Origin of the sequence: Marinoscillum sp. (assembly GCF_965229915.1) — a bacterium.
GTDB lineage: Bacteria > Bacteroidota > Bacteroidia > Cytophagales > Cyclobacteriaceae > Marinoscillum.
Window position 1 is genome coordinate 116,576 of record NZ_CBDDJZ010000002.1, and the last position, 21,578, is coordinate 138,153.

A 21,578-nucleotide genomic window follows, 5' to 3' on the forward strand; every position below is an offset into this window, starting at 1 on the left:
TGTTCGATTGATGACGGAAGAAAAGCAGCAGGACATACTTCATGATTGGTTGGACCGCCATAAGGGACTGTTCTTCAAAGTAGTAAGAGCGTATGCTCGTACAGAAGAAGACCGGGATGATCTGTTTCAGGAAATCACCTTACAAGTCTGGCGCTCCATTCCCAATTTCAGAAGAGAGTCCGCTGAAACTACGTGGATTTACCGAATTGCTTTCAATACGGCCATTCGATGGCATGGCAAGGAGAGAAAGCATCAAGATGGCAGACAGTCAATAGAGGCTATGCCTATCCTTGAGTATCAGCCGGAATATCAGGATGAGCGCCTGGTTTGGTTGTACGAACGAATCACTGAATTGGCAGAGACGGATCGATCTCTCTGTCTGTTATTGCTTGATGGTTTTAGCTACAAAGAAATGGCCAAGATCGTAGGGATATCTGAAAGCAACGTGGCAGTAAAAATCCATCGCATCAAAAAGTACTTACAAGAACAGTTTGAAAAAATGAAAGTTTAACAATGGAATTTGAAGACATGCAAAAGATATGGAATGCTGATAGTCAGCAATACGCTTATGCTATCAATGAAGATGCAATGTATCAGCGTATCTTGACAAAAAAGAGAAGTTCTAGTAAAGTGATTAACAAAATGGAGCTAGGGTTGATGCTTATCAATCTATTAGTTGGATCCTTTGTCCTGGGTGTAAATCTGATGAAGGAACTATCAAACCCATATCATTATGCTATGGTGGGCATCCTGTATGCCTCTGTCATATATATATTCTGGAGACGGCAGGAGCGACTAAAAGGAGAAAACATGTTTGATCGCACCATGCTCGGAGATTTGGATCATGCTATCCGCAATGCTATTTACCGTGAGCGGTTATCATATTTTGCGTTCATTTATGCTTTCCCGATGTTCGGTGTGGTATGGGTCTCTTTCTATCAAAAAGATAAACCAGTAGAGTATTTAGTTGGCATCTTCGTATTCTTTATCATCATGATCATATTGGCTTTTTTTGAGCACAAACTGATTCATAAACGTTACAGAAAACGCCTAGAAAAGATGAAGGAAATGCTCTTAAACGGGTAATTATCAGTCATTCACAAACTGATCAGGTCGTTGGTGAATTAAAATACAATAGCGCATCAAATAATGGCTAAATAGGTGTGAGTAAACTAAAACTCCGCCTATTATGAAAAAGACTTATTTCTTATGCTCCTTATTGGCAGCCTTACTCATCAGTTGCCAGCAAGACCAACCAGCCGATCCAGAAGACTTTGGTTACTTAACCATTGGAATTACCGTAGAGGTGGAATCTGAACCAGCATCTGGCCGGATAGCCGCCGTGAATACCGACAATTTTAAAGTCACCATCTTTCAAGCAGACGGCACTGAATACCTGGTGATCGATCCGTTCTCAAGCGCTCCACCTGAGGTTCAGCTACCTGTAGGCGAGTATTACGTGGAAGCGACCTCCAATGACCTGGTAGAGGCCGCTTTTGATAGTCCATACTATTTCGCCAGGTCAGACAACTTCACCATCGATAAGGAGGAGCTGAAGACCATTGACATAGAAGCGAAGCTGGCCAACTGTAAAGTGGCGATCAATTTCTCTTCAGAGGTCACGAGTGTTTTTGATGCTTACAGTGGCCAAGTGGAAGTGGTCAGTTCGGGTACTACCTTAGTTTATGCCCAAGGGGAAACCCGGGAAGGATACTTTGTCGTGGAACCGCTGGCTGTTGAAGTTTATCTAAGCTATACGAAACTAGATGGTACTACCATTGATCGCACATTCAATGCTTCCATAGACAATCCTCAGCCAGCCACCCTTTACAATATCAATGTGGATGCTACACTGGAAGATGGACAGATCGTCTTCAACCTCACGGTCGATGAAAGTGTGGATACAGTGAATATTGATTTGGGCAGTGATGTTGTTACCCCATTTGCTTCCTCTTATGGAGGTTCATTGTCAGACCTGGCACTTGGTGGCCCGCTTGTTTTAAGTGACGGTAATTTTCTCATTAGTGGCATGACAGAATCTAGCGATGGTGATCTCACCACCAACAATGGTTCAAGGGATGCCTGGGTTTTCAAAATCGATCCAGATGGTAACATTATTTGGAGTACTACTTATGGTTCACCCGGGATTGAAGAAATACAAGACATTCAGGAAGACTTAAACGGAAATATCATCATAGCCGGAAATCAATCCAATGCCTCCGTTTTTTATGATGCACACATTGCGAAAGTAGATGCATCTGGTATCCTGATTTGGGATTACATTTTTGGAGGTGGCAATGAAGATAGGGTGGATGCAGTAGTTCCGTTGTCTGATGGAGGATACCTTATAGGAGGTTCATCATATTCCCAAGGACCTGGAAGCCCGGATATATGGTTGTTTAAATTGGATACTGATGGCATCCTGCAATGGGAAAAAACTTTTGGTGGTTTTTCACTTGATTTCCTGGGAGATATGATTCCTACATCAGAAGGCGGCTTTATGATCATCGGAAGTACGTCTTCTTCAGATGGTGATTTAGGTGAGGACAATGCAGATGGCAATACTTGGATTATTAAGCTGGATGCATCTGCTGAAATTGAATGGGAACAAACCTACGGTGGAACTGGCTCAGAACAAGGTGTCAGTATTCTGGAAAATGGCACTGGCTACATAGCTAGTAGTACAACGCAATCCAGTGAATTACCTGGTTTTCAAGGAGATGTAGATACCTGGCTTTTTCAGATTGATTTTAACGGCAACATGATTTGGAACCGAGCTTTCGGTACTTCTTTGAAGGATTATTGTACAGCAAATCTCAACACCTCTGATGATGGGGGATACCTACTTGGTGGCTACAGCACACCTTTGCCTGGAAATGGCCTGGATGAAGGTTGGTTGGCAAAAGTAGATGCTAACGGCAATGAAATCTGGAACAAAACATTTGCCGGCAATCATGATGATCAAATTACAGGAGTTGCAGCAATACCCGGTGGAATTTTAATGGCAGCTCATTCCAGGTCCACAGACGGTGATTTCCCAACAAACCAGGGCTTCTGGGATGTATGGGTATTCGTACTGGATGAACAAGGAAATTATTAATCACACTAGATCCTCATAAACATGAAAAAATCATCCATGTGCTTCGTTGCGGTTTTAGTGTGTGCCTATGCTTGTGTTCAACACATGCCAGAAGACTTTGAATCTCAAGCATTTGGATATCTCGCTCTTGGCATTTCTGTAGAGGTGGAATCTGAACCAGCATCTGGCCGGATAGCCACCGTGAATACCGACAACTTTCAAGTCACCATCTTTCAAGCCGACGGCACAGAATACCTGGTGATCGAACCGTTTTCAAGCGCACCGCCTGAAGTACAGCTTCCTGTCGGAGAGTATTACGTGGAAGCAACCTCCAATGACCTGGTAGAAGCCGCATTTGATAGTCCATACTATTTTGCACGCTCAGATAACTTCACGATTGATAAGGAAGAACTGAAGACCATTGACATAGAAGCCAAGCTGGCCAACTGCAAAGTGGCGATCAACTTCTCCTCTGAGGTTACCAGCGTCTTTGATGCATATAGTGGTCAGGTCGAAGTGGTCAGCACCGGTACCACTTTAGCCTATGCGCAAGGCGAGACTCGAGAGGGATATTTCGTAATAGAGCCACTAGCTGTGGAAGTCTATCTCAGCTACACCAAACTGGACGGTACCACCATCGACCGTACGTTCAATACTTCCATTGATGATCCACAGCCCGCCACGCTTTACAACATCAATGTGGATGCGACGCTTGAAGATGGACAAATCGTATTCAACCTGACGGTAGACGAGAGTGTAGATACAGTGAATATTGATTTGGGTGGATCTGCAAATCCGGCTGGAGGAACATTGTTCATTGATGGCTCGGATTATGAATTAACTACTGCCTATTTCGGTTGCTCATTCCAACCAGATCTGGGCTTTTACGATTGTCAAATTCTCTTTTCAGATGGAGAGCCTGATTTGTGCAGTGGCAACCAAATTGCCTCCGTTGCGGGAATAGGTACAGCTTTAGAGTTGGATCAACTAACTAATGCTTCGTTCGATTTCAGCACCAATAATGGAGGTAGCTCTAATACTCCTCAGGAAGAAGGCATATTTATTTGGGCATTGACCATTTGGGATATCCCAGGTTATGATAGTAGTTGTGAAGTTCTTCCTGGCTATACACTGTATGATACTGATATCAATGGCACTTCTGATGGAGAAATCACATTCCAAAAAGCTGGCAATATCTATCAAATAAATTTCAATTACTCATTTACCGGTGGTCCTGATATTACTGGGAACTATAATGGCCCGATAATTAATCTTAACTAATCATTATGAAACACTTACTGCTTTTATTTCTATCAGCAGCACTCGTATTCAGCTGTCAACAAGATGAACCAACCACCCCTGAGGACTTTGGTTACTTAACCATTGGAATTACCGTAGAGGTAGAATCTGAACCAGCATCTGGCAGGGTTGCCGCTGTAAACACTGACAACTTTAAAGTCATCATCTTTCAAGCTGACGGTACGGAATACCTGGTCATTGATCCATTCTCCAGCGCACCGCCGGAGGTACAACTTCCAGTCGGTGAGTATTACGTAGAGGCAACCTCAAATGACCTGGTAGAAGCGGCGTTTGACAGCCCATATTACTTTGCTCGATCAGACAACTTCACCATCGACAAGGAAGAACTGAAGACCATTGACATAGAAGCCAAGTTGGCCAACTGCAAAGTGGCGATCAACTTCTCTTCGGAAGTTCAAAACGTATTTGATGCTTATAGTGGACAGGTAGAAGTGGTTAGTTCCGGGACTACCCTTAGTTACGTGCAAGGGGAGACCCGAGAAGGCTATTTCGTAGTAGAGCCACTAGCCGTTGAAGTGTACCTCAGCTATACGAAACTGGACGGAACCACCATTGATCGTACGTTCAATACTTCAATCGATGACCCACAGCCTGCCACGCTTTATAATATCAATGTAGATGCTACACTGGAAGATGGACAAATCGTCTTCAACTTGACAGTAGACGAGAGTGTAGATACGGTGGACATTGACCTTGGTGATCTGCCTGTTTCTTCCATAGATGGCTGCAGAATGACCGAGTTTTCTATTGTGGAAGGAGCAGACGTAGAGAGTTGGCTGATCAGTTATGACGTTGATGGTTTAATCGACTCTATAGAAATTGTAGATAATGATAGCGACGCTCACTGGACATTAGAATACAATGGCATTGGTCAGCTGATCAGAGCAAATGGTTACGGAGAAACGGTACGAAGAGAAGACTTCATCTATGATGACAATGGCAATTTGTCCATAAGAGAACGTTATTATGATTTTGGATCAGGTTTAGAGCATAGCAACCATGCTGAGTACACCTATAACGCGCAAAACCAATTGATCCATTATCAATCATTCTCAGTGAGTGGAGCCAATATGAACGTTCAGGATGACTATCAATTTACCTATACGGATGCCAGTAACAACCCGGCACGACTCGATAAGTACGATGCTAGTGGAAATCTCTATGAATACAATGAATTCATCTACGATGATAAGATCAACATCATCAGAGAGTCAGGACTTTGGGTTTGTGATGATTGTCTGGACTTTGAGTTTCTTCCATTTACGGATAACAACATGGACTCGATGTTAAAATACTTACCGGACGGAACGTCAGATGGATTTGTATTGGCTAGTTTCAATTACAATTCCTTCGGATATCCATACAATGTCTCATATTTTGATGGGGAGGATGTTTTTGAACATGACTTTGTATTGGAATGCCAGGAGCCTTGACAGGTGATTTGCCAAAGATTGATGGCAGCTAGGTGTTACTTAGCTGCCACTCTCTAGGAGTCATTCCTACCTCTTGTTTAAAGCATTTGGTGAAGTGTGACACATTTTCAAATCCACTTGAATAGCAAGCCTCTGATATGCTGATATACTGCGACTTAAGGTGATCCTGTGCCAGTTGAAGTCTGGATTTAAGGATGTATTGGGCAGGAGTGATACCCATCGTTTCTTTGAATTTTTTGAAGAAGCTGGCCCGGCTCATGCAAGCCTGATCGGACAGCTTATTCATATCGATTTTACTCCGCAGGTTCACTTTAATGTATTGTATCGCATTGGCCAAAGCATTGCTAGCTGATAGGATATTGTAGGACTCTTCAAACAGTACTCGAGCTTGTGTTTGCATCAACCGAATGAGCATCTCTCTTAGCGTAAGCTCCACCATGAGATCTTTGACTTTTCCCTGTTCACTTTTTGTGATTCTGATGATCCGGTTAATGGTATCGGCCAGTTCCATATTATTGGTCAGATGAAAAATGGAAGCATCAATGGTCCAGGCTCCCCATGTTTGAGCTTTAGGGTGAAGGTCATTGAGATTATCCATGGTTTTCTTGATGACATCATCTGAGATAGTTAATGCGAGACACTGAGTGGGATTTCGCTCACGTGCTTCTGGGAAATCAATACTCATTAGTTCCCCCGGGGGTAGGATAACCGACTCACCCGGCAAATAGTCAAAGGGCTTTTTTTCAGGTAGTTTCATCACTTTTTTCCCGCTGAGCATGCTGGTGAGCACGAAATGATCGAACATTAAATTCACATTTTCAGCACTCTGATGTGTTTCAAACAAGTTTAGTTCACAAGTGTCAAATGAGTGTGCCGTTCTATTCTCCACCAGGGTGAAAAGTGAACGCTCTTCCTTCGGAGCAACTCTGTCGATGAAATACTTCTTCATACTATTTCCTTTCAATTATCCCATTAAAAACACGGTATAACTATCAATTTGCAAAATTATCTGCATTAATAAGGTGTGAGTTTAGAATATTTTCAATCTTTAGACGCATAGCACAGCGTTTTAGACTCAGAGCAAATTGGAGCTGAGATTATTGAAGGAGCTTTAGAAAAGCATTATTCAATAACAACTTTCAAAAATGAGTATGGAAACGTTAACAGAACCTTATCAGGCCGTAGAGCGACCAAGCATCAAATCGCAGTACGATCATTTCATTGGTGGCGACTGGGTAAAACCCAGCACTGGAGAATATTTTGACAACATCAGTCCGATCGATGGCAAAGTTTTCAGCACTGCAGCAAGAGGAAACGCCCAGGACATAGACAAAGCACTTGATGCCGCGCACAAAGCTTTTGCCACCTGGTCTAAAGAATCTGCTGCAGCGAGAAGCAATGTGCTGTTAAAAATTGCTGATATCATTGAAGCTAACCTCGAAATGCTCGCACGGGTTGAAACCATCGATAACGGCAAAGCCTTACGGGAAACCAGAGCAGCTGACTTACCTCTTTGTGTAGACCACTTCAGGTATTTCGCTGGAGTCATCCGAGGAGATGAGAGCACCATGTCGGAGCACGATGAAAATACCGTCAGCATCAACCTTCAGGAGCCACTTGGAGTAGTAGGGCAAATCATTCCATGGAATTTCCCACTTCTTATGGCTACCTGGAAGATTGCTCCAGCGCTCGCAGCTGGCTGTACCACGGTGGTGAAACCGGCTGAGCAAACACCTACCAGTATTATGGTGCTGATGGAGCTTATCGCAGAGGTAGTTCCTCCGGGAGTGATCAATGTGGTGACGGGATTTGGCCCGGAAGCGGGCAAGCCATTAGCTACTTCGTCCAGAGTGGCCAAAGTAGCTTTCACTGGTGAAACTACTACTGGTCGCCTGATCATGCAGTATGCTTCAGAAAACCTGATTCCAGTCACCATGGAGCTTGGAGGTAAGTCACCAAACATTTTCATGCCCTCCATAGCGGAAGCCGACGATGAGTTTTTTGATAAATGCGTGGAAGGTGCGGTAATGTTCGCCCTGAATCAAGGTGAGGTATGTACCTGTCCATCGAGGATTTTGGTTCACGATTCGATCTATGACCGATTCATGGAGCGTGTGGTAGAGCGCACCAAGGCTATCAAGCTGGGGCATCCATTGGATGGGTCAGTCATGATGGGTGCGCAAGCTTCCAATGACCAGTACGAGAAGATTTTGAGCTACATGGACATTGGTAAGAAAGAAGGAGCCGAGGCACTGTGTGGTGGTGGAGCCGCCAATCTCAACAGTGGTCTGGAGAATGGGTACTACATCCAACCAACCATCTTTAAAGGACACAATAAGATGCGCATCTTTCAGGAGGAGATTTTCGGACCCGTTACGTCGGTCACTACTTTCAAAGATGTGAATGACGCTTTGGATATTGCGAATGATACCTTGTATGGTTTAGGAGCAGGTCTGTGGACCCGAGACGCTCATGAGATTTACAAAATGCCAAGAGAAATAAAAGCTGGAAGAGTTTGGGTCAATTGCTATCATGCCTATCCTGCTCATGCACCGTTTGGCGGCTATAAGAAGTCTGGTTTCGGGCGTGAGACCCATAAGATGATGCTGAATCACTATAGAAATACTAAAAACATGCTGATCAGCTACGATAAGAAGAAGCTTGGTTTCTTCTAAATGCTCCACAATAGGTTGGTACCTGGTTGGTTGCCAGGGTGTTCCGTACAATCGGAACTAATGATGAAAACATGCCCGATCTCAAGGATTTGGGCATGTTTGTTCAATTTTTCATAATCGTCTTTATGCTACTATGACCGAAAGAATAGGAATCACTAAGGCTGCCTCAGCGGTAATTGAAGAGCTAAGAGAACGCTTTGGGCCATTAATGTTTCATCAAAGTGGGGGCTGCTGTGACGGCTCTTCACCCATGTGTTTTGAAGATGGAGACTTTAAAACAGGAGCGAGTGACGTACTGTTAGGTCATGTGGATGATTGTCCATTTTACATGTCAAAAGATCAGTACGAATACTGGAAGCACACGCACCTCACGCTGGATATCACCAAAGGAAGAGGAAGCAGTTTTAGTCTTGAAATCCCCATGGGTATCCGCTTTTTGATCCGCTCCAGATTGTTGACTGAGTCAGAACTCCAACAGCTAAAAGAAGAAGGACTACTGTGATCCAGACATTTGATTAGCGGTCGAAAGAGCTTATGAAGTTCAAACAAATTGAGCTTCAGGCTATTCCTTATAATGTGAGATACGCTAATCTTCGAACCTGTCGTCAGGTTCATTACATGTTATACGTCCTTGGATTACTCCAGATCAGCCTATTCAGTGAGAGTTGTTCTCCGAACATTACTCCAGTGGACTTACCATATGACACGTTACAGCAATTTAGTCGCAGTGGAGACTCTGCAGCTATCGATCGGTGGTGGACTACATTTGATGACCCTCAGCTCAACCAATTGATCGATTCTGCGACTGTAGAGAACTTACCTCTCCAATCAGCCTGGGAGCGTTTGGAGGCTTCAAGACAGTCTGTGAAGCAGGCCAGATCCGGATTGTTTCCTCAAGTTGACTTGGGGCTACAAAGTGGTATCAGTCGTCCGAAACCTGATTTTGTAGGAGGGGAGAATACCAGACTCTCACTGGGAGTAAGTTATGAAATAGACCTTTGGGGCCGTATCCGATATGCGGCTCAGGCCGAGGAATACCGAATGGAAGCTTCCCAATTTGACTACCAGACCGCAGCTGTTTCGCTTGCAGCACAGCTTTCCTTGACCTGGTTTCGGTTGCAAGCGGCCTACCGCCAATTAGATCTGGTTGATCAGCAAATTGCTACCAATGAGCAAACGCTCTCTTTGATTCGTGTTCGATTTGGGTCAGGTCAGGTTCGTGGTGTAGACATTCTCAGACAGCAACAGCTCATTGCTTCTACTCAGGAGCAAAAAATCATCCTTGAAACCTCTATTGCAACCCTTAAAAACCAATTGACTGTGTTGCTCGGGCGACCACCTGCTGAGCTGGCCAACGAAAACTTAAAAACCCACATTCCACAGCTGCCGCCATTACCTGCTACTGGAGTGCCTCTTGAACTGGTCAATCGCAGACCTGACATCCGCAGTAGCTATAGCCAGCTTATGGCCGCAGATCGTGACTGGGCATCCGCCATGAGTGCCAGGTATCCACGCATGAACTTATCACTGACTGCAGCTATTCGTTCGAATGATATCAATGATTTATTACAATCGCAGGCTGTCTCTCTTACTGGAGGCATATTGGCTCCATTGTTTTACGGAGGACGTCTAAAAGCAGCAGCCAAACAGGCAGAAGCCAGTCGCAACCAGGCAGTACTTAACTACGCCCAAGCAGTACTCATTGCCTTTCAGGAAATTGAGAATGCGCTGGTTCAGGAGGCACAACAAATAAGACGTATTGAAGTGGTGGAGCAGCGACTGGACCTATCACAGCGTGCCAACCAACAGTTACAGACAGAGTACCTGAATGGCTCGATCCAATACCTGGATGTGCTCACAGGATTAAATCAGGAACAGCAATTGCAGCGGGAATTGGTTGGGGCCAGACTAAGCCTGCTAGAGATCAGGGTAGCGCTTTATCGTGCTCTGGCTGGAGGATTTGAAACATCAAGAGAAACAGAAGAGGACCAATCATGAACAAAAGAAAAACCCTATTGATCAGTTTAGGAATTCTGCTACTCAGCATTGTCATCACCTCTTTGGTGTTCTTCACGGAGCCAACAGCCAAACGTGAAGGAGCGACCAAAAAAACGGCCATGCTGGTAGAAACAACAGAGGTAGCACGAGCAAACTACAGTCCCGTGATTGTGGCCACTGGCAATGTGCAGGCGTCACGAGACATCACGCTGAGTCCACAGGTAAGTGGTGCTATTATCGCCATCTCAGAAAATTTCACACCAGGCGCGTATGTCAAAAAAGGACAGATGCTCGTTCAGATTGATCCCTCAGATTATCGCAACATGCTCAAACTGCGTGAAAGTGATCTGGAACTAGCCAAAGCGGATCTACGAGTAGAAATGGGTCGTCAGGATGTAGCCAAAAAGGATTATGAATTGGTTGGTCAGGATTTATCTCCTGAAAACAAGGCATTGGTGCTACGTGAGCCCCAACTTCAGTCCGCTAAGGCAAATGTCGCTTCAGCGGAAGCTTCCAAGGAACAAGCAGAACTTAACCTAAAAAGAACAACCATTAGAGCGCCTATTGATGCACACATCATCAGCAGAAATGCTAATGTTGGCTCACAAGTTGGAGCAGGAACAGCGTTGGGTCGAGTGGTTGGGATGGACGAATACTGGGTGGTGGCCAATGTGCCTGTTTCCAAAATTCCCTACTTGAGTTTTGAAGAGAACAATCAAGCAACCGGAACTCCGGTCATGATAAAAAGTGAAACCAATTGGCCTGCAGGCCAGTCGAGAAATGGAACACTATTCCGATTGGTAGGGGCTTTGGATAACCAAACGAGACTGGCACGAGTCATTGTGCGGGTGAAAGATCCATTATCACAATTGACTGACAACCAGGAAAATCCTCCGATGATGATTGGATCATTTGTAGAAGTGCACATGGAGGCCAAAGAACTGAAAAACGTGATTCGTCTGGATAGAGCTTACCTGCGGAAAAATGATGACGTATGGGTCATGAATGAAGGTCAACTGGAAATACGAGATGTCACGTTGGTATTTGAAGATGCCCGGTATGCCTACATCAGCGACGGACTGGAAGACAAGGATCAGGTAATCACTTCCAACCTTGCTACCGTGGTAGAAGGATCGGCATTGAGACAGGAAAGTGAATCCAACACAATAGAAACGCAACCCGAATAGTCATGAAAGAAGCACTTGAACAAAAAGGGCCAATTGCCTATATGGCTAAGAACCCAATCATTGCCAACTTACTGATGATCATTCTCATTGGTGGCGGGATCTACACCATGTACACCATCCAGAAAGAAGTGTTTCCTGAGTTTCAGCTGGACATTGTAGAAGTCAGCGTGGCCTATCCTGGTGCAGCACCAACCGAAGTAGAAGAGGGAATTATTCTACCTGTAGAAGAAGCCATTCGAGGTGTACAGGGTATTAAAGAGGTGGTTTCTGATGCACGAGAGGGATCTGGCAGAATTACCGTGGAATTAGTGGCTGGAGCTAATCGCATGAAATCCTTTCAGGACATTGATCAGGCTGTTTCCCGCATACAAACTTTTCCAGATGATATCGAACAACCACAAGTGCGCCTTCAAGCACGTCAGCGTGATGTCATGCAAATAGGGCTCTTTGGGGATGTGGACATCTGGACGCTGAGACAATTGGCCGAACGACTCAGAAACAGACTACTCAGCAACAACGAAATCACTCAAGTGGAGATCGGAAACGTTCCCGATTTTGTCACCCATGTAGAGATTTCCAGGAATACACTACGCGAATACGGACTCACATTGGGTCAGGTAGCTAATCTCATTCGCCAGTCAAGTCTGGATGTGCCAGCTGGAGCCGTGGAAACGAAAACCGGAGAAGTGCTGCTCAGAATGCAGGAGCGTAAGGTGTGGGCAGACGAGTTTGCCAACATCGATATCATTAGTTCCGAATCAGGTACCACAGTAAAACTCTCTGACATTGCCACCATCACGGATGGATTCGAAGAAACAGGTTTTCATGGAGAATTTAACCAGCAAAAAACAGTCGATCTGGAGATTTTCCGAATCGGAGATCAGTCACCTCTTGAGATAGAGGAAATTGTAAAGGAGATACTAGTAGAGTACGAAGCAAGCTTGCCACCAGGAGTAAGTGTGCGCATCGATAGCAACCGAGCTGAAGATTATCGCGAACGATTGTCTTTGCTGACTGAAAACGGCCTGATGGCCATCGTGATTGTGTTGGTTATTCTGGGTTTGTTTCTAGAATATCGTCTGGCCTTTTGGGTGATGATGGGCATGACCATTTCCTTTATTGGAGGGATTGTTTTCATGCCGACTATCGGTGTGAGTATCAACATGATATCCATGTTTGGTTTCCTGGTCGTTCTTGGAATCGTAGTGGATGATGCCATTGTGGTTGGAGAAAATATATATGAGTACCGACAGAAAGGGATGAGCTTCATGCAAGCCGCCATTCAAGGGACCAAAGATGTTTCTACACCGGTCATTTTCAGTGTGTTAACGACCATCATAGCTTTCGTTCCTTTGCTATTCATTCCGGGAACTACTGGTAAATACTGGTGGCCATTGCCTGCCGTGGTAATTGTTGTTTTGGGTGTTTCTCTGTTTGAAGCACTGTTTATTCTTCCTTCTCACGTAGCACATAAGCCTAAGCCTAACAAGTGGAAGGTAATCAAGGAGTTAGAAAGCTGGCAGAGATCCATTGCCAATGCTTTTGACCAGTTTGTCAATAATCGTTACAGACCATTTCTGGAGCTGTGTCTGAAGCATCGATACATCACTTTGAGCATCGCTCTCGGTTTACTACTGATGGTTGGCGGCTATGGCTATAGCGATCACATGGGGATGGTGATGATGCCGGAAGTAGCAGCCGATGAGATTGAGGCGGGTGTATCCTTACCGGTTGGAACCACCACCGATCAGGCAGCTGTCATTGCTGAGGAAATTACCAACTCTACGCAGCGAATGTTTGAAGAGCATAACCTGTACGAACAGGCAGATGGAATCAAAACCAACGTTCGAGGTAAGAGCTTCATCGATGTGGAGATTGTCATGAAGAATCCGGATGAACGCGAAATGTCAGCTGGAGAGATGATCGAACTCTGGCGTGATAACATCGGTGATATTGAAGGCGTTGATCAGATTTCATTCGAGGCAGAACGAGGACCAGGAGGCTACCGTCAGGATATCAGTGTGGATCTCAGCCATCCAAACATAGAGGTGTTGGAGAAAGCCAGCATGACCTTCATGGCTCGTATGGAAGAGTTTCAGGAAACGCGAGATATTAATGACAACTACAACAAGGGCAAAACCCAACTTGGGTTTGAGCTACTGCCTGAAGGTAGAAGTCTGGGATTGACACCAAGCTTCGTAGGACAGCAGGTTCGGGATGCCTTCTTTGGTGCGCTAGCAATCAGGCAGTTAAGAGGTATCAACGAAACAGAAATTCGCGTAAAACTACCGCGAGAAGAACGGAAAGACCTGAACAACCTGGAGGACTTTATCATAAGAACACCAAACGGCACTGAAGTTCCTTTACTCAATGTGGTGAAAATAACTGAAGGTGAGACGTTTACGAACATCAATAGGAGAGATGGTAAGCGTGTGGTGAATGTAGGAATGGACGTGGAGCCAGCCAGTGCGCAAACACGGGTTTTGGATGCCATCAATACGGATATCTTACCAGAGCTAAGAGCTGATTTTCCGGGTATTACCTGGACCTTTGAAGGGAGTCAGGCCGAAATGCGCGAATCCACTCAGGCACTCTGGGCAGGATTTGTCATCGCTATGATGGTCATGTTTTCCCTATTGGCCATAGCACTGAATAGTTACATACAGCCACTAATCGTGATGCTGGCCATTCCCTTTGGTATCGTCGGGGCAGTGATTGGTCACATTCTCCTGGGGTACGACTTATCGTTGGTCAGCCTGATGGGCGTGATTGCTCTATCTGGTGTGGTGGTCAATGACTCATTGATCATGATCGACTATGCCAATAGAAATAGAGGTGATTTATCTGCTTACCAAGCCATCCATGAGGCGGGAACACGTCGTTTCCGGCCGATCTTGCTTACCACATTGACCACCTTTGGAGGACTAACACCCATTATCATGGAAACGAGCAGACAAGCATATCAGCTCATACCGATGGCCATTTCACTTGGATTTGGGATCATTTTTGCCACGTCGATCATTCTGGTGATTGTACCCTGTCTTTACATGATCCTTGAGGACATTACACAAGCTATTGCAGATCGTCCGGTGGTCAAAGAAGCGGCAGGATAAACATCGGACCAATTGGCTGTCGAAAGAAATAGCCGTATGTTGCGACCATGAAAATCAAGGACCTGGTTGTACTAGTGATACTCATGATTATCGGAGAGGTGGTCTTTGTGCTGCCGTTCGTGATCATTCGGATCTTTCGACCAACCTTTTTGACCGTATTTGACATCAGCAACCTGGAGCTGGGTACGGCCTTTTCCGTATATGGAGTGGTAGCCATGGTCGCCTATTTTGCTGGGGGTCCGGTTGCCGACCGATTCAAACCCAAACAGTTAATTCCGACCGCTTTATTGGCGACAGCCGCTGGTGGTTTGTTGCTTTACACCATTCCATCAGTAGGGACTTTGGCTGTTCTTTATGGCTTTTGGGGAGCATCTACCATTTTGCTTTTTTGGTCAGCTTTTGTGAAGTCACAGCGTCAGTTGGGTAGACACACCGGGCAAGGCAAGTCTTTCGGGCTGGTGGATGCGGGCAGGGGACTTGTAGCTGCTCTTATGGCTACTTCGTCCGTGTATTTGTTGGATTGGCTCCTGCCAACTGATGCGGCTGTAGCAGCTCCAGCAGACTTCAAACACGCCTTACAGCAAATCATTTTGATTTTTTCACTGCTCACGGCCGTTTGTGGCCTATTGGCCTGGCTGGTGTTGGGTAATGAGCAATCTGCTACTGGAAATCATCTTAATCTTAAGGGCATCCGTCAAGTGATGAGTAAACGCACCATTTGGCAGCAAGCCATTATTGTCTTGTGCGCTTATGTAGGCTACAAATGCACGGACGATTTTTCCTTGTATGCAAGAGATACACTGCAGTATGACGATGTGGACGCTGCTCATTTAGCCGCCATCACCTTTTGGGCCCGACCAGCAGCAGCTATCATCAGTGGACTGCTTGCCGATAAATGGATTACCTCCAAAGTAGTGATGGTGTGTTTCGTGATCACTATGATTGGTAGCTTGGTGATCTCCACCGGTGTATGGGGCGTAGGCACTGAAGTATTTGTGATCATCACAGCCACTAGCACCAGTTCCGCTATTTACGGGTTGAGAGGCATTTATTATGCCTTATTTGAAGAGTCAGGATTACCAATGAAAGTGACCGGAAGTGCTGCAGGGCTGGTTTCGGTGGTAGGATACACTCCAGATGTCTTTATGGGACCGCTGATGGGTGTTATTTTGGATAACAATCCCGGACCACTTGGTCATCAATACTTGTTTGGACTACTAGCAGCCTTCAGCCTGGTGGGTTTGATCGCCTCCGTAGCATTTCATAAGAGTACACCAGAAGCTTAATCAGCACTTTTTTCAGCCAAGGCTTTCTGATAAAGCGCTTCAAATCGCTCCGGAATACGTGTAGGCTTTTTCCGCTGAATGTCAATAAAATAGCCATCCTGAACACCAGAAGCATGCAATCGATCAGCGGTCCTGATTTCAAAGGAGCATTCCCATTTGGACTTAGAAATGGCGGATAACCAGACCAAACCAAATGCTCGATCCTGTATGGTCAAGGGATACTTGTATTGCACTGCAGTATTGGCCAACACTGGTGACTTGCCTTCCTCATATAGTTGTTGAAAAGGATAGTAGGTATCCAGAAAGTGCATACGCAGGTCCTCAAACCAGCGGACATATACAATGTTGCTAACGATACCTAGAACATCAATGTCGTAACCATTGATCGGAATGGGCTTTTCCAGGAGTAGGGGTCTGATTGTGTTTTCCATAGAGAGCAAACAGGTCTTATTCAAAGTTAGCGGTACTATGAATGAGATTCAAGGTGATTTTTAGATACTGAAGAATGTAAGGTCTTCTCTGCGGTGTAACATCCTGTTTTAGATCCCCCGGTATTTCATCCGAAGTATCGGATAGAAATCCGTGGGATGACGACTGTACTTATCGTCATTCCACGGTGTAGCGCAGCGAAAACCGGGGAATCTGGAGATCGGGGTGCCCGACCAGGGGTGCCCGACCAGTGAGTGACGGTTTTGATCTATTAGCTTTCTATAGGATAGTCTGACCTGTGTCTCTCAGAGTTCTCCACTTCTCTGCGGTTAAAAAAACCCTCAGAGCATTTACCTTCACTACGTTTCGCTAAATGCCCAGCTCCCCTTTGGAATGGGAGCGTGGGATTACATTTTGATGTAAAATTACTCTCTGTTAACTCTGCTCTCTCTGCGGTTAAAAGCTGAAGCGCGTCATTCCCTTGCTAGGCGCCCCAGAATACGCACACAAACCAGGAAAAAAGTAAGCGGAACAGGTGGATTCTATGGGAATCTTCATGAAAATAACACCGCTCTTGATCTAATTAATTTTCATGACTTGAATTTCCACCTTGGACAATAACACTAGTCCGACTGTGTGACATCCTGTTTCAGATCCCCCGGTATTTCATCCGAAGTGTCGGATAGAAATCCGTGGGATGACGGTTACTCTTATTGTCATTCCACGGCTGAGCGTAGTGAAAACCAGGGGTGCCCGACTAGGGGTAACCGACATGGGGTGACCGACTCTGAGTTCTCTGCTCTATCTGCGGTTAGAAAAAATAACTATCCGTTTTTAATCGTAAGTCGGTGTTCATCGTCTATTAGTGTATAGCTCACCGTAATATTAAACGCTTCGCAGATCTCCTTCACCACAGACAGCCCGATACCCATGGATTCCGGGTTTTTGGAGTGTTTTTGGAACATGTTAAACATCTTGTCGGGATCGATGTATTTGTTGAACCCTGTATTGGCAATCACCAACTGCTCACCGGATTCACTAGTCGCTTTGGTTAGCTTGATGTACCCACTGTCTATGTTGTGGCGAATGGCATTCTGACCCAGATTGGAAACCAAGATTTCCACCAGCGCAGGATTGATAGTGACATGAAAAGCTTCCTTGCATTCATTGATGAAGCTGATGTTCTTATTGTCCAGATGCTCTTTGTTGCGGTCCATGTAGCCCACAAAATAGCCCACCAGATCGACCGACTGAACATAGTCAAACTGGTTATTCTCTATTCTAGACAGAAGCAGCAGTGATTTGACGATTCTAGAGAGCTTAATAGACGATTCGGAAATATTCTGAATCGACAGATAATCCTCCTGGGTCAAGTGTTTGTTTTGCAGGATGTTCTCAATATTGGCATTGACAATGGATAGGGGAGTTTGCACTTCATGTGCCACATGATCAATGAATTTCTTTTGCTGCAAAAAATCATTCCTGATCTTGTCACTCATTTTCATCACCGTATGGTTCAGCAACTGAAACTCCTGAATGGTGCTTTCCTCCAGCTGGAGGCCCTTTTTGGACTCTACGGAGTAGTTGGATAGGGTGCGAATGGTTTTGTAAAATGGTGACCAGACCGTGCGAGTCAGAAACCGATTGATAAGGGTGAACCCAAGGATCAGCAGGGAAGAAAAAACGATCCCCAAACCGAAAATAGAATACATAATGGAGTTGTACTCCACCATGGATTTGCGAATGGTTAACTCGTACGTTTGTTCATTGAGTGAAATGGTACAGAAAAGCTGCCGATAGGGTTCTTCTTCATCTTCCAGCTCATCATAGATCATCAGGGTGCTGAACTGATTGGCGACCGTTTCTTTGCTCATAGACCTGCGCAAAGCATAATCGTCACTCAAGTCTACAATCACATCCATGAGCTGCTCTGATCCCTGAAGCTGAGAAATGATGTATGATTTGTCCTCCAGCAAGAGTTCGTCTGCCTTGCTGGTGATGATTTTGACCAACAAAAAGTAGTAACCTATCGCCACGAGTATAAACAAAGGGACAGTGAGCAGCAGGTAGATCTTATAATAGTTGGAAAGGAGCTTCATTTCTTTTCAAACTTATAACCGACACCATAAACGTTCTCCAGGTAATCACATCCACCAGCCATGAGCTTCTTACGCAGGTTTTTGATATGGGTGTAGAGGAAATCATATGAACCAAAACTGAAATCATCAGACCATAGATGATCGGCAATGGATGTCTTGGTAATGATTTTTTCTTTGTTTGACACAAAAAACAATAGCAGGTCAAACTGCATAGGAGAGAACTGCTGCTTTACCTCATGCATAAAGACTTCCTTTTTTTCAATGACCAGGCGCAGTGAGCCATACTCCACCTGATCCAGCCCATGGTGCATGCGTCTGCGCAAAACCGATCGTATGCGGGCTTTAAGCTCTGCCAGGTGGAAGGGCTTGGTGATGTAGTCATCGGAGCCAAATTCCAGGCCTTTCACCCGGTCTTCGAGTGAATCCTTTGCCGAGATGATGATAATGCCCGTATCGGCTTTGTAGAGCTTCAGCGTATTGATCAGGTCAAATCCGGTACCAACGGAATCACCCAGCATCAGGTCCACCACCAGGCAGTCATAGTGATGTAAGCTGATGAAATCGATGGCTTCCTGCAAGTTGCCCGTGCTATCGATGATGTAGTCCTCATCCTTGAGGTATTCGAGGATGGATCGTAAGAGTTTGCTCTCGTCTTCTACAATTAATAATCGCATATAGCACCAGTTCAGGCTCAAAGATGAAGATGAATTCTGTTTCAATACTGAAAACGACGTTCAGATTTGAACCAGATTTGTTTAAAAGGTTTGCATGTGGAAAATGAAGACTCTGACAAGAGCTAAAACAAGGAGAGATGGATTCGCAGGTGACTGACCTATTAAAACGACCTATTTTTCATATTTCAGTGGTTTTCCTGTTGGCAGGAATTGGGCTTAACATGATGTCACAGAGCTATTTGCATCATTACATGAACGAAGGACAAACCTTGCCAGTATTGTCCGACTTGATCCTGAACAACATTCCATACATGGATGTGGATTATCTCTATGATTTTTTCTCATTGATCTCTCTGGCGATATTCATTTGGTACGTCATCAAAAGAAACAATGTCAACGAAATTCCCTATTACCTTTTGCTCATTGGGGCCTTTCACATGGTGCGGGCTGTGTTTATCATTCTCACACCATTTGGTAATCCACCCATGTTTGATGGTACAGACAGTCCCTTTAGCGGGTTTTCCAACTATGAGTTGGGAGTTTATCCTTCAGGACATACGGGTGTTAGTTACCTGTACTTTCTGATGGCTGAAAACCAATCGTTTAGGATTTGGCTTTTTCTTTCATTTTTGGTCATTGTGGTCTCGCTGTTTCTAGCAAGAGGGCACTACAGCATTGATATCCTCTCGGGGATCTTTTTTGCCTATGCCATCAAGGCATTTGGCGACAAACACTACCGTCATAAAATACTAACAAGTTAAGCTCATGCTACTCACCTATGTTTTGTTCATTCTAGGATTTGCCATCCTGATCAAAGCGGCCGACTTCCTGGTGGAAGGAGCCGGATCCATTGCCAAACGATTTGCCATACCTGAGCTGGTCATTGGGCTGACCATAGTGTCCTTTGGCACGAGCATGCCCGAGCTGATTGTGAACGTACTGGCTAGCTTCAAGGGGAGCTCAGAACTCGCCATCGGAAACATATTTGGCAGCAACATTGCCAATATTTTGTTGATCTTGGGTGCATCTGCACTGGTGCGGCCACTGCCCATCCAGAGGAGCATCTATTACACGGAGATTCCCATATCGCTGGTAGCTACCTTTATGGTAGGCTTTCTGGCCAATGCCAACTTATTCAGTTCAGGTTCAGGATTGGCGATCAGTCAGTTTGACGGAGTGCTGTTACTACTTTTCTTTGGGCTGTTTATGACCTACATCTATGTGGTGAGTCAGGACAATAAAAAAGACCTCTACAATACGGATGATGAAGAGGTCAAATTGATGACCATGCCCAAATCCGTGATCTATGTGGGGATAGGGGTGGTTGGACTGTTTGTTGGCGGCAAATGGATAGTGGATGGAGCGATTTTAATTGCGCAAAACTTTGGATTGAGCGAATCGTTTATAGGCCTAACGGTCATCGCTATTGGCACCTCACTACCAGAGCTGGTCACCAGTGTGGTGGCAGCACGAAAGGGCAGAGCTGACATGGCGATCGGGAATGTGATCGGGTCGAATATCTTCAATATATTCTGGATTTTGGGGCTCAGTGCCACCATCAAATCCTTGCCATTCAATGAGCTGAATAATGACGATATCCTGATGCTGATTTTTTCCAATACCGTATTGATATTTGCAGTAATAAATGGCAAGAAACCCATGGTTAGTCGATTTGAAGGACTTGTATTCGTAGTGATCTACTTTTCTTATTTGACGTACCTGGTATTGCGCGGATAAACGATGAAAGTGCTCTGGCTGATGTGGTGTCTGTGGTGGATGCCGAAGACTGACCCTGTAAAACCTGCACTGGTGGTGCGATTTGAGGGCGTACGCTACCCAAACGGGTACGTGTTTGTAGGACTGTATGAGAACCAGGAAAGCTGGAAAAAGCGTGTACCCAGCAAGGAAATCAATTTTGAGAAGTGGACGATGAAAGACGGCTGCCTTACTGGCACCTTGACGGATTTGAAACCTGGCGGGAAATACGGTCTGGCAGTACTGGATGACGCCAATGGCAACAATGTGGTGGATATGGGATTGGTTTTTCCGCTGGAAGGTTTTGGTTTCAGCAACTTTGAAGTGCGAGGAATCATGCTGCCGAAATTCGAAGATTTCGCCTTTACCTACCCAACACCAGATACCGTAGTGGTGAAGATGCGCTATTTGGATTTTTAATTGAAGGAATCCACCATGCGTCATTCCCCGAATTCTTTACGCAATTAGATTCGACAAAACTCCAACCTTTTAGAATTCTAGGGGAATCTCCTAGAAAATAGCACCGCTCT

18 protein-coding genes are annotated in these 21,578 nt (G+C 45.1%); 14 read left to right on the forward strand and 4 right to left on the reverse strand.

Annotated elements, in window-relative coordinates; translation table 11 throughout:
- The first annotated feature begins 10 nt into the window (after positions 1–10).
- From ACO067_RS22585 to ACO067_RS22605, 5 genes are all read left to right on the forward strand, one after another.
- The gene (locus tag ACO067_RS22585) at positions 11–511 is read left to right on the forward strand and encodes an RNA polymerase sigma factor (protein ID WP_421878699.1); all 501 of its coding nucleotides are present in this window, start codon (positions 11–13) and stop codon (positions 509–511) included.
- Positions 512–513: 2 nt separating this feature from the next.
- Complete coding sequence (locus ACO067_RS22590; protein WP_421878702.1) at positions 514–1,086, forward strand: hypothetical protein; 573 nt, start codon at positions 514–516, stop codon at positions 1,084–1,086.
- A 103-nt stretch (positions 1,087–1,189) separates the two neighbouring features.
- Positions 1,190–3,100, forward strand: a complete 1,911-nt coding sequence (locus ACO067_RS22595; RefSeq protein ID WP_421878704.1) for a DUF4493 domain-containing protein — start codon at positions 1,190–1,192, stop codon at positions 3,098–3,100.
- Between the two features lie 21 nt (positions 3,101–3,121).
- Positions 3,122–4,360 carry a DUF4493 domain-containing protein gene (locus ACO067_RS22600; RefSeq protein WP_421878706.1) on the forward strand — a complete coding sequence of 413 codons (1,239 nt, stop codon included), beginning with the start codon at positions 3,122–3,124 and terminating at the stop codon, positions 4,358–4,360.
- 5 nt (positions 4,361–4,365) lie between these two features.
- On the forward strand, positions 4,366–5,832 hold the full coding sequence (locus ACO067_RS22605) for a DUF4493 domain-containing protein (RefSeq protein WP_421878709.1): 1,467 nt from the start codon (positions 4,366–4,368) through the stop codon (positions 5,830–5,832).
- Positions 5,833–5,860: 28 nt separating this feature from the next.
- On the opposite strand, the gene ACO067_RS22610 is transcribed toward ACO067_RS22605, so the two are convergent.
- Positions 5,861–6,781: an AraC family transcriptional regulator gene (locus ACO067_RS22610; protein ID WP_421878712.1), complete on the reverse strand. Its 921-nt coding sequence runs from the start codon at positions 6,779–6,781 to the stop codon at positions 5,861–5,863.
- Positions 6,782–6,977: 196 nt separating this feature from the next.
- On the opposite strand from ACO067_RS22610, the gene ACO067_RS22615 reads away from it, so the two are divergent.
- The 6 genes from ACO067_RS22615 to ACO067_RS22640 all read left to right on the forward strand — a co-directional run bounded on the left by ACO067_RS22615 (position 6,978) and on the right by ACO067_RS22640 (position 16,091).
- Positions 6,978–8,507, forward strand: a complete 1,530-nt coding sequence (locus tag ACO067_RS22615; RefSeq protein WP_421878715.1) for an aldehyde dehydrogenase family protein — start codon at positions 6,978–6,980, stop codon at positions 8,505–8,507.
- Between the two features lie 133 nt (positions 8,508–8,640).
- The gene (locus ACO067_RS22620; RefSeq protein ID WP_421878718.1) at positions 8,641–9,009 is read left to right on the forward strand and encodes a DUF779 domain-containing protein; all 369 of its coding nucleotides are present in this window, start codon (positions 8,641–8,643) and stop codon (positions 9,007–9,009) included.
- Positions 9,010–9,041: 32 nt separating this feature from the next.
- On the forward strand, positions 9,042–10,505 hold the full coding sequence (locus ACO067_RS22625) for an efflux transporter outer membrane subunit (protein WP_421878721.1): 1,464 nt from the start codon (positions 9,042–9,044) through the stop codon (positions 10,503–10,505).
- Positions 10,502–11,692, forward strand: a complete 1,191-nt coding sequence (locus tag ACO067_RS22630; RefSeq protein ID WP_421878723.1) for an efflux RND transporter periplasmic adaptor subunit — start codon at positions 10,502–10,504, stop codon at positions 11,690–11,692. The genes ACO067_RS22625 and ACO067_RS22630 overlap by 4 nt, the downstream gene beginning before the upstream one ends.
- Positions 11,693–11,694: 2 nt before the next feature.
- On the forward strand, positions 11,695–14,805 hold the full coding sequence (locus ACO067_RS22635; RefSeq protein ID WP_421878726.1) for an efflux RND transporter permease subunit: 3,111 nt from the start codon (positions 11,695–11,697) through the stop codon (positions 14,803–14,805).
- Positions 14,806–14,852: 47 nt separating this feature from the next.
- Complete coding sequence (locus ACO067_RS22640; protein WP_421878729.1) at positions 14,853–16,091, forward strand: MFS transporter; 1,239 nt, start codon at positions 14,853–14,855, stop codon at positions 16,089–16,091.
- On the opposite strand, the gene ACO067_RS22645 is transcribed toward ACO067_RS22640, so the two are convergent.
- The 3 genes from ACO067_RS22645 to ACO067_RS22655 all read right to left on the reverse strand — a co-directional run bounded on the left by ACO067_RS22645 (position 16,088) and on the right by ACO067_RS22655 (position 19,293).
- Positions 16,088–16,522, reverse strand: a complete 435-nt coding sequence (locus tag ACO067_RS22645; protein ID WP_421878732.1) for an acyl-CoA thioesterase — start codon at positions 16,520–16,522, stop codon at positions 16,088–16,090. The genes ACO067_RS22640 and ACO067_RS22645 overlap by 4 nt on opposite strands.
- 822 nt (positions 16,523–17,344) lie before the next feature.
- Positions 17,345–18,619 carry a sensor histidine kinase gene (locus ACO067_RS22650; RefSeq protein ID WP_421878735.1) on the reverse strand — a complete coding sequence of 425 codons (1,275 nt, stop codon included), beginning with the start codon at positions 18,617–18,619 and terminating at the stop codon, positions 17,345–17,347.
- Complete coding sequence (locus ACO067_RS22655) at positions 18,616–19,293, reverse strand: response regulator transcription factor (protein ID WP_421878738.1); 678 nt, start codon at positions 19,291–19,293, stop codon at positions 18,616–18,618. Before ACO067_RS22655 ends, ACO067_RS22650 begins: the two co-directional genes overlap by 4 nt.
- A gap of 137 nt (positions 19,294–19,430) precedes the next feature.
- Here ACO067_RS22655 and ACO067_RS22660 point away from each other — a divergent pair, with 137 nt between their 5' ends.
- From ACO067_RS22660 to ACO067_RS22670, 3 genes are read left to right on the forward strand one after another with little or no spacing between them, the layout of a single operon-like run.
- Positions 19,431–20,054, forward strand: coding sequence for a hypothetical protein (locus tag ACO067_RS22660; RefSeq protein WP_421878741.1), 624 nt, complete (start codon positions 19,431–19,433; stop codon positions 20,052–20,054).
- 4 nt (positions 20,055–20,058) lie between these two features.
- A complete protein-coding gene (locus tag ACO067_RS22665; protein ID WP_421878744.1) occupies positions 20,059–21,030 on the forward strand; it encodes a calcium/sodium antiporter in 972 nt (323 codons plus the stop codon).
- A gap of 3 nt (positions 21,031–21,033) precedes the next feature.
- Complete coding sequence (locus tag ACO067_RS22670; RefSeq protein WP_421878747.1) at positions 21,034–21,468, forward strand: DUF2141 domain-containing protein; 435 nt, start codon at positions 21,034–21,036, stop codon at positions 21,466–21,468.
- The last annotated feature ends 110 nt before the right edge of the window (positions 21,469–21,578 follow it).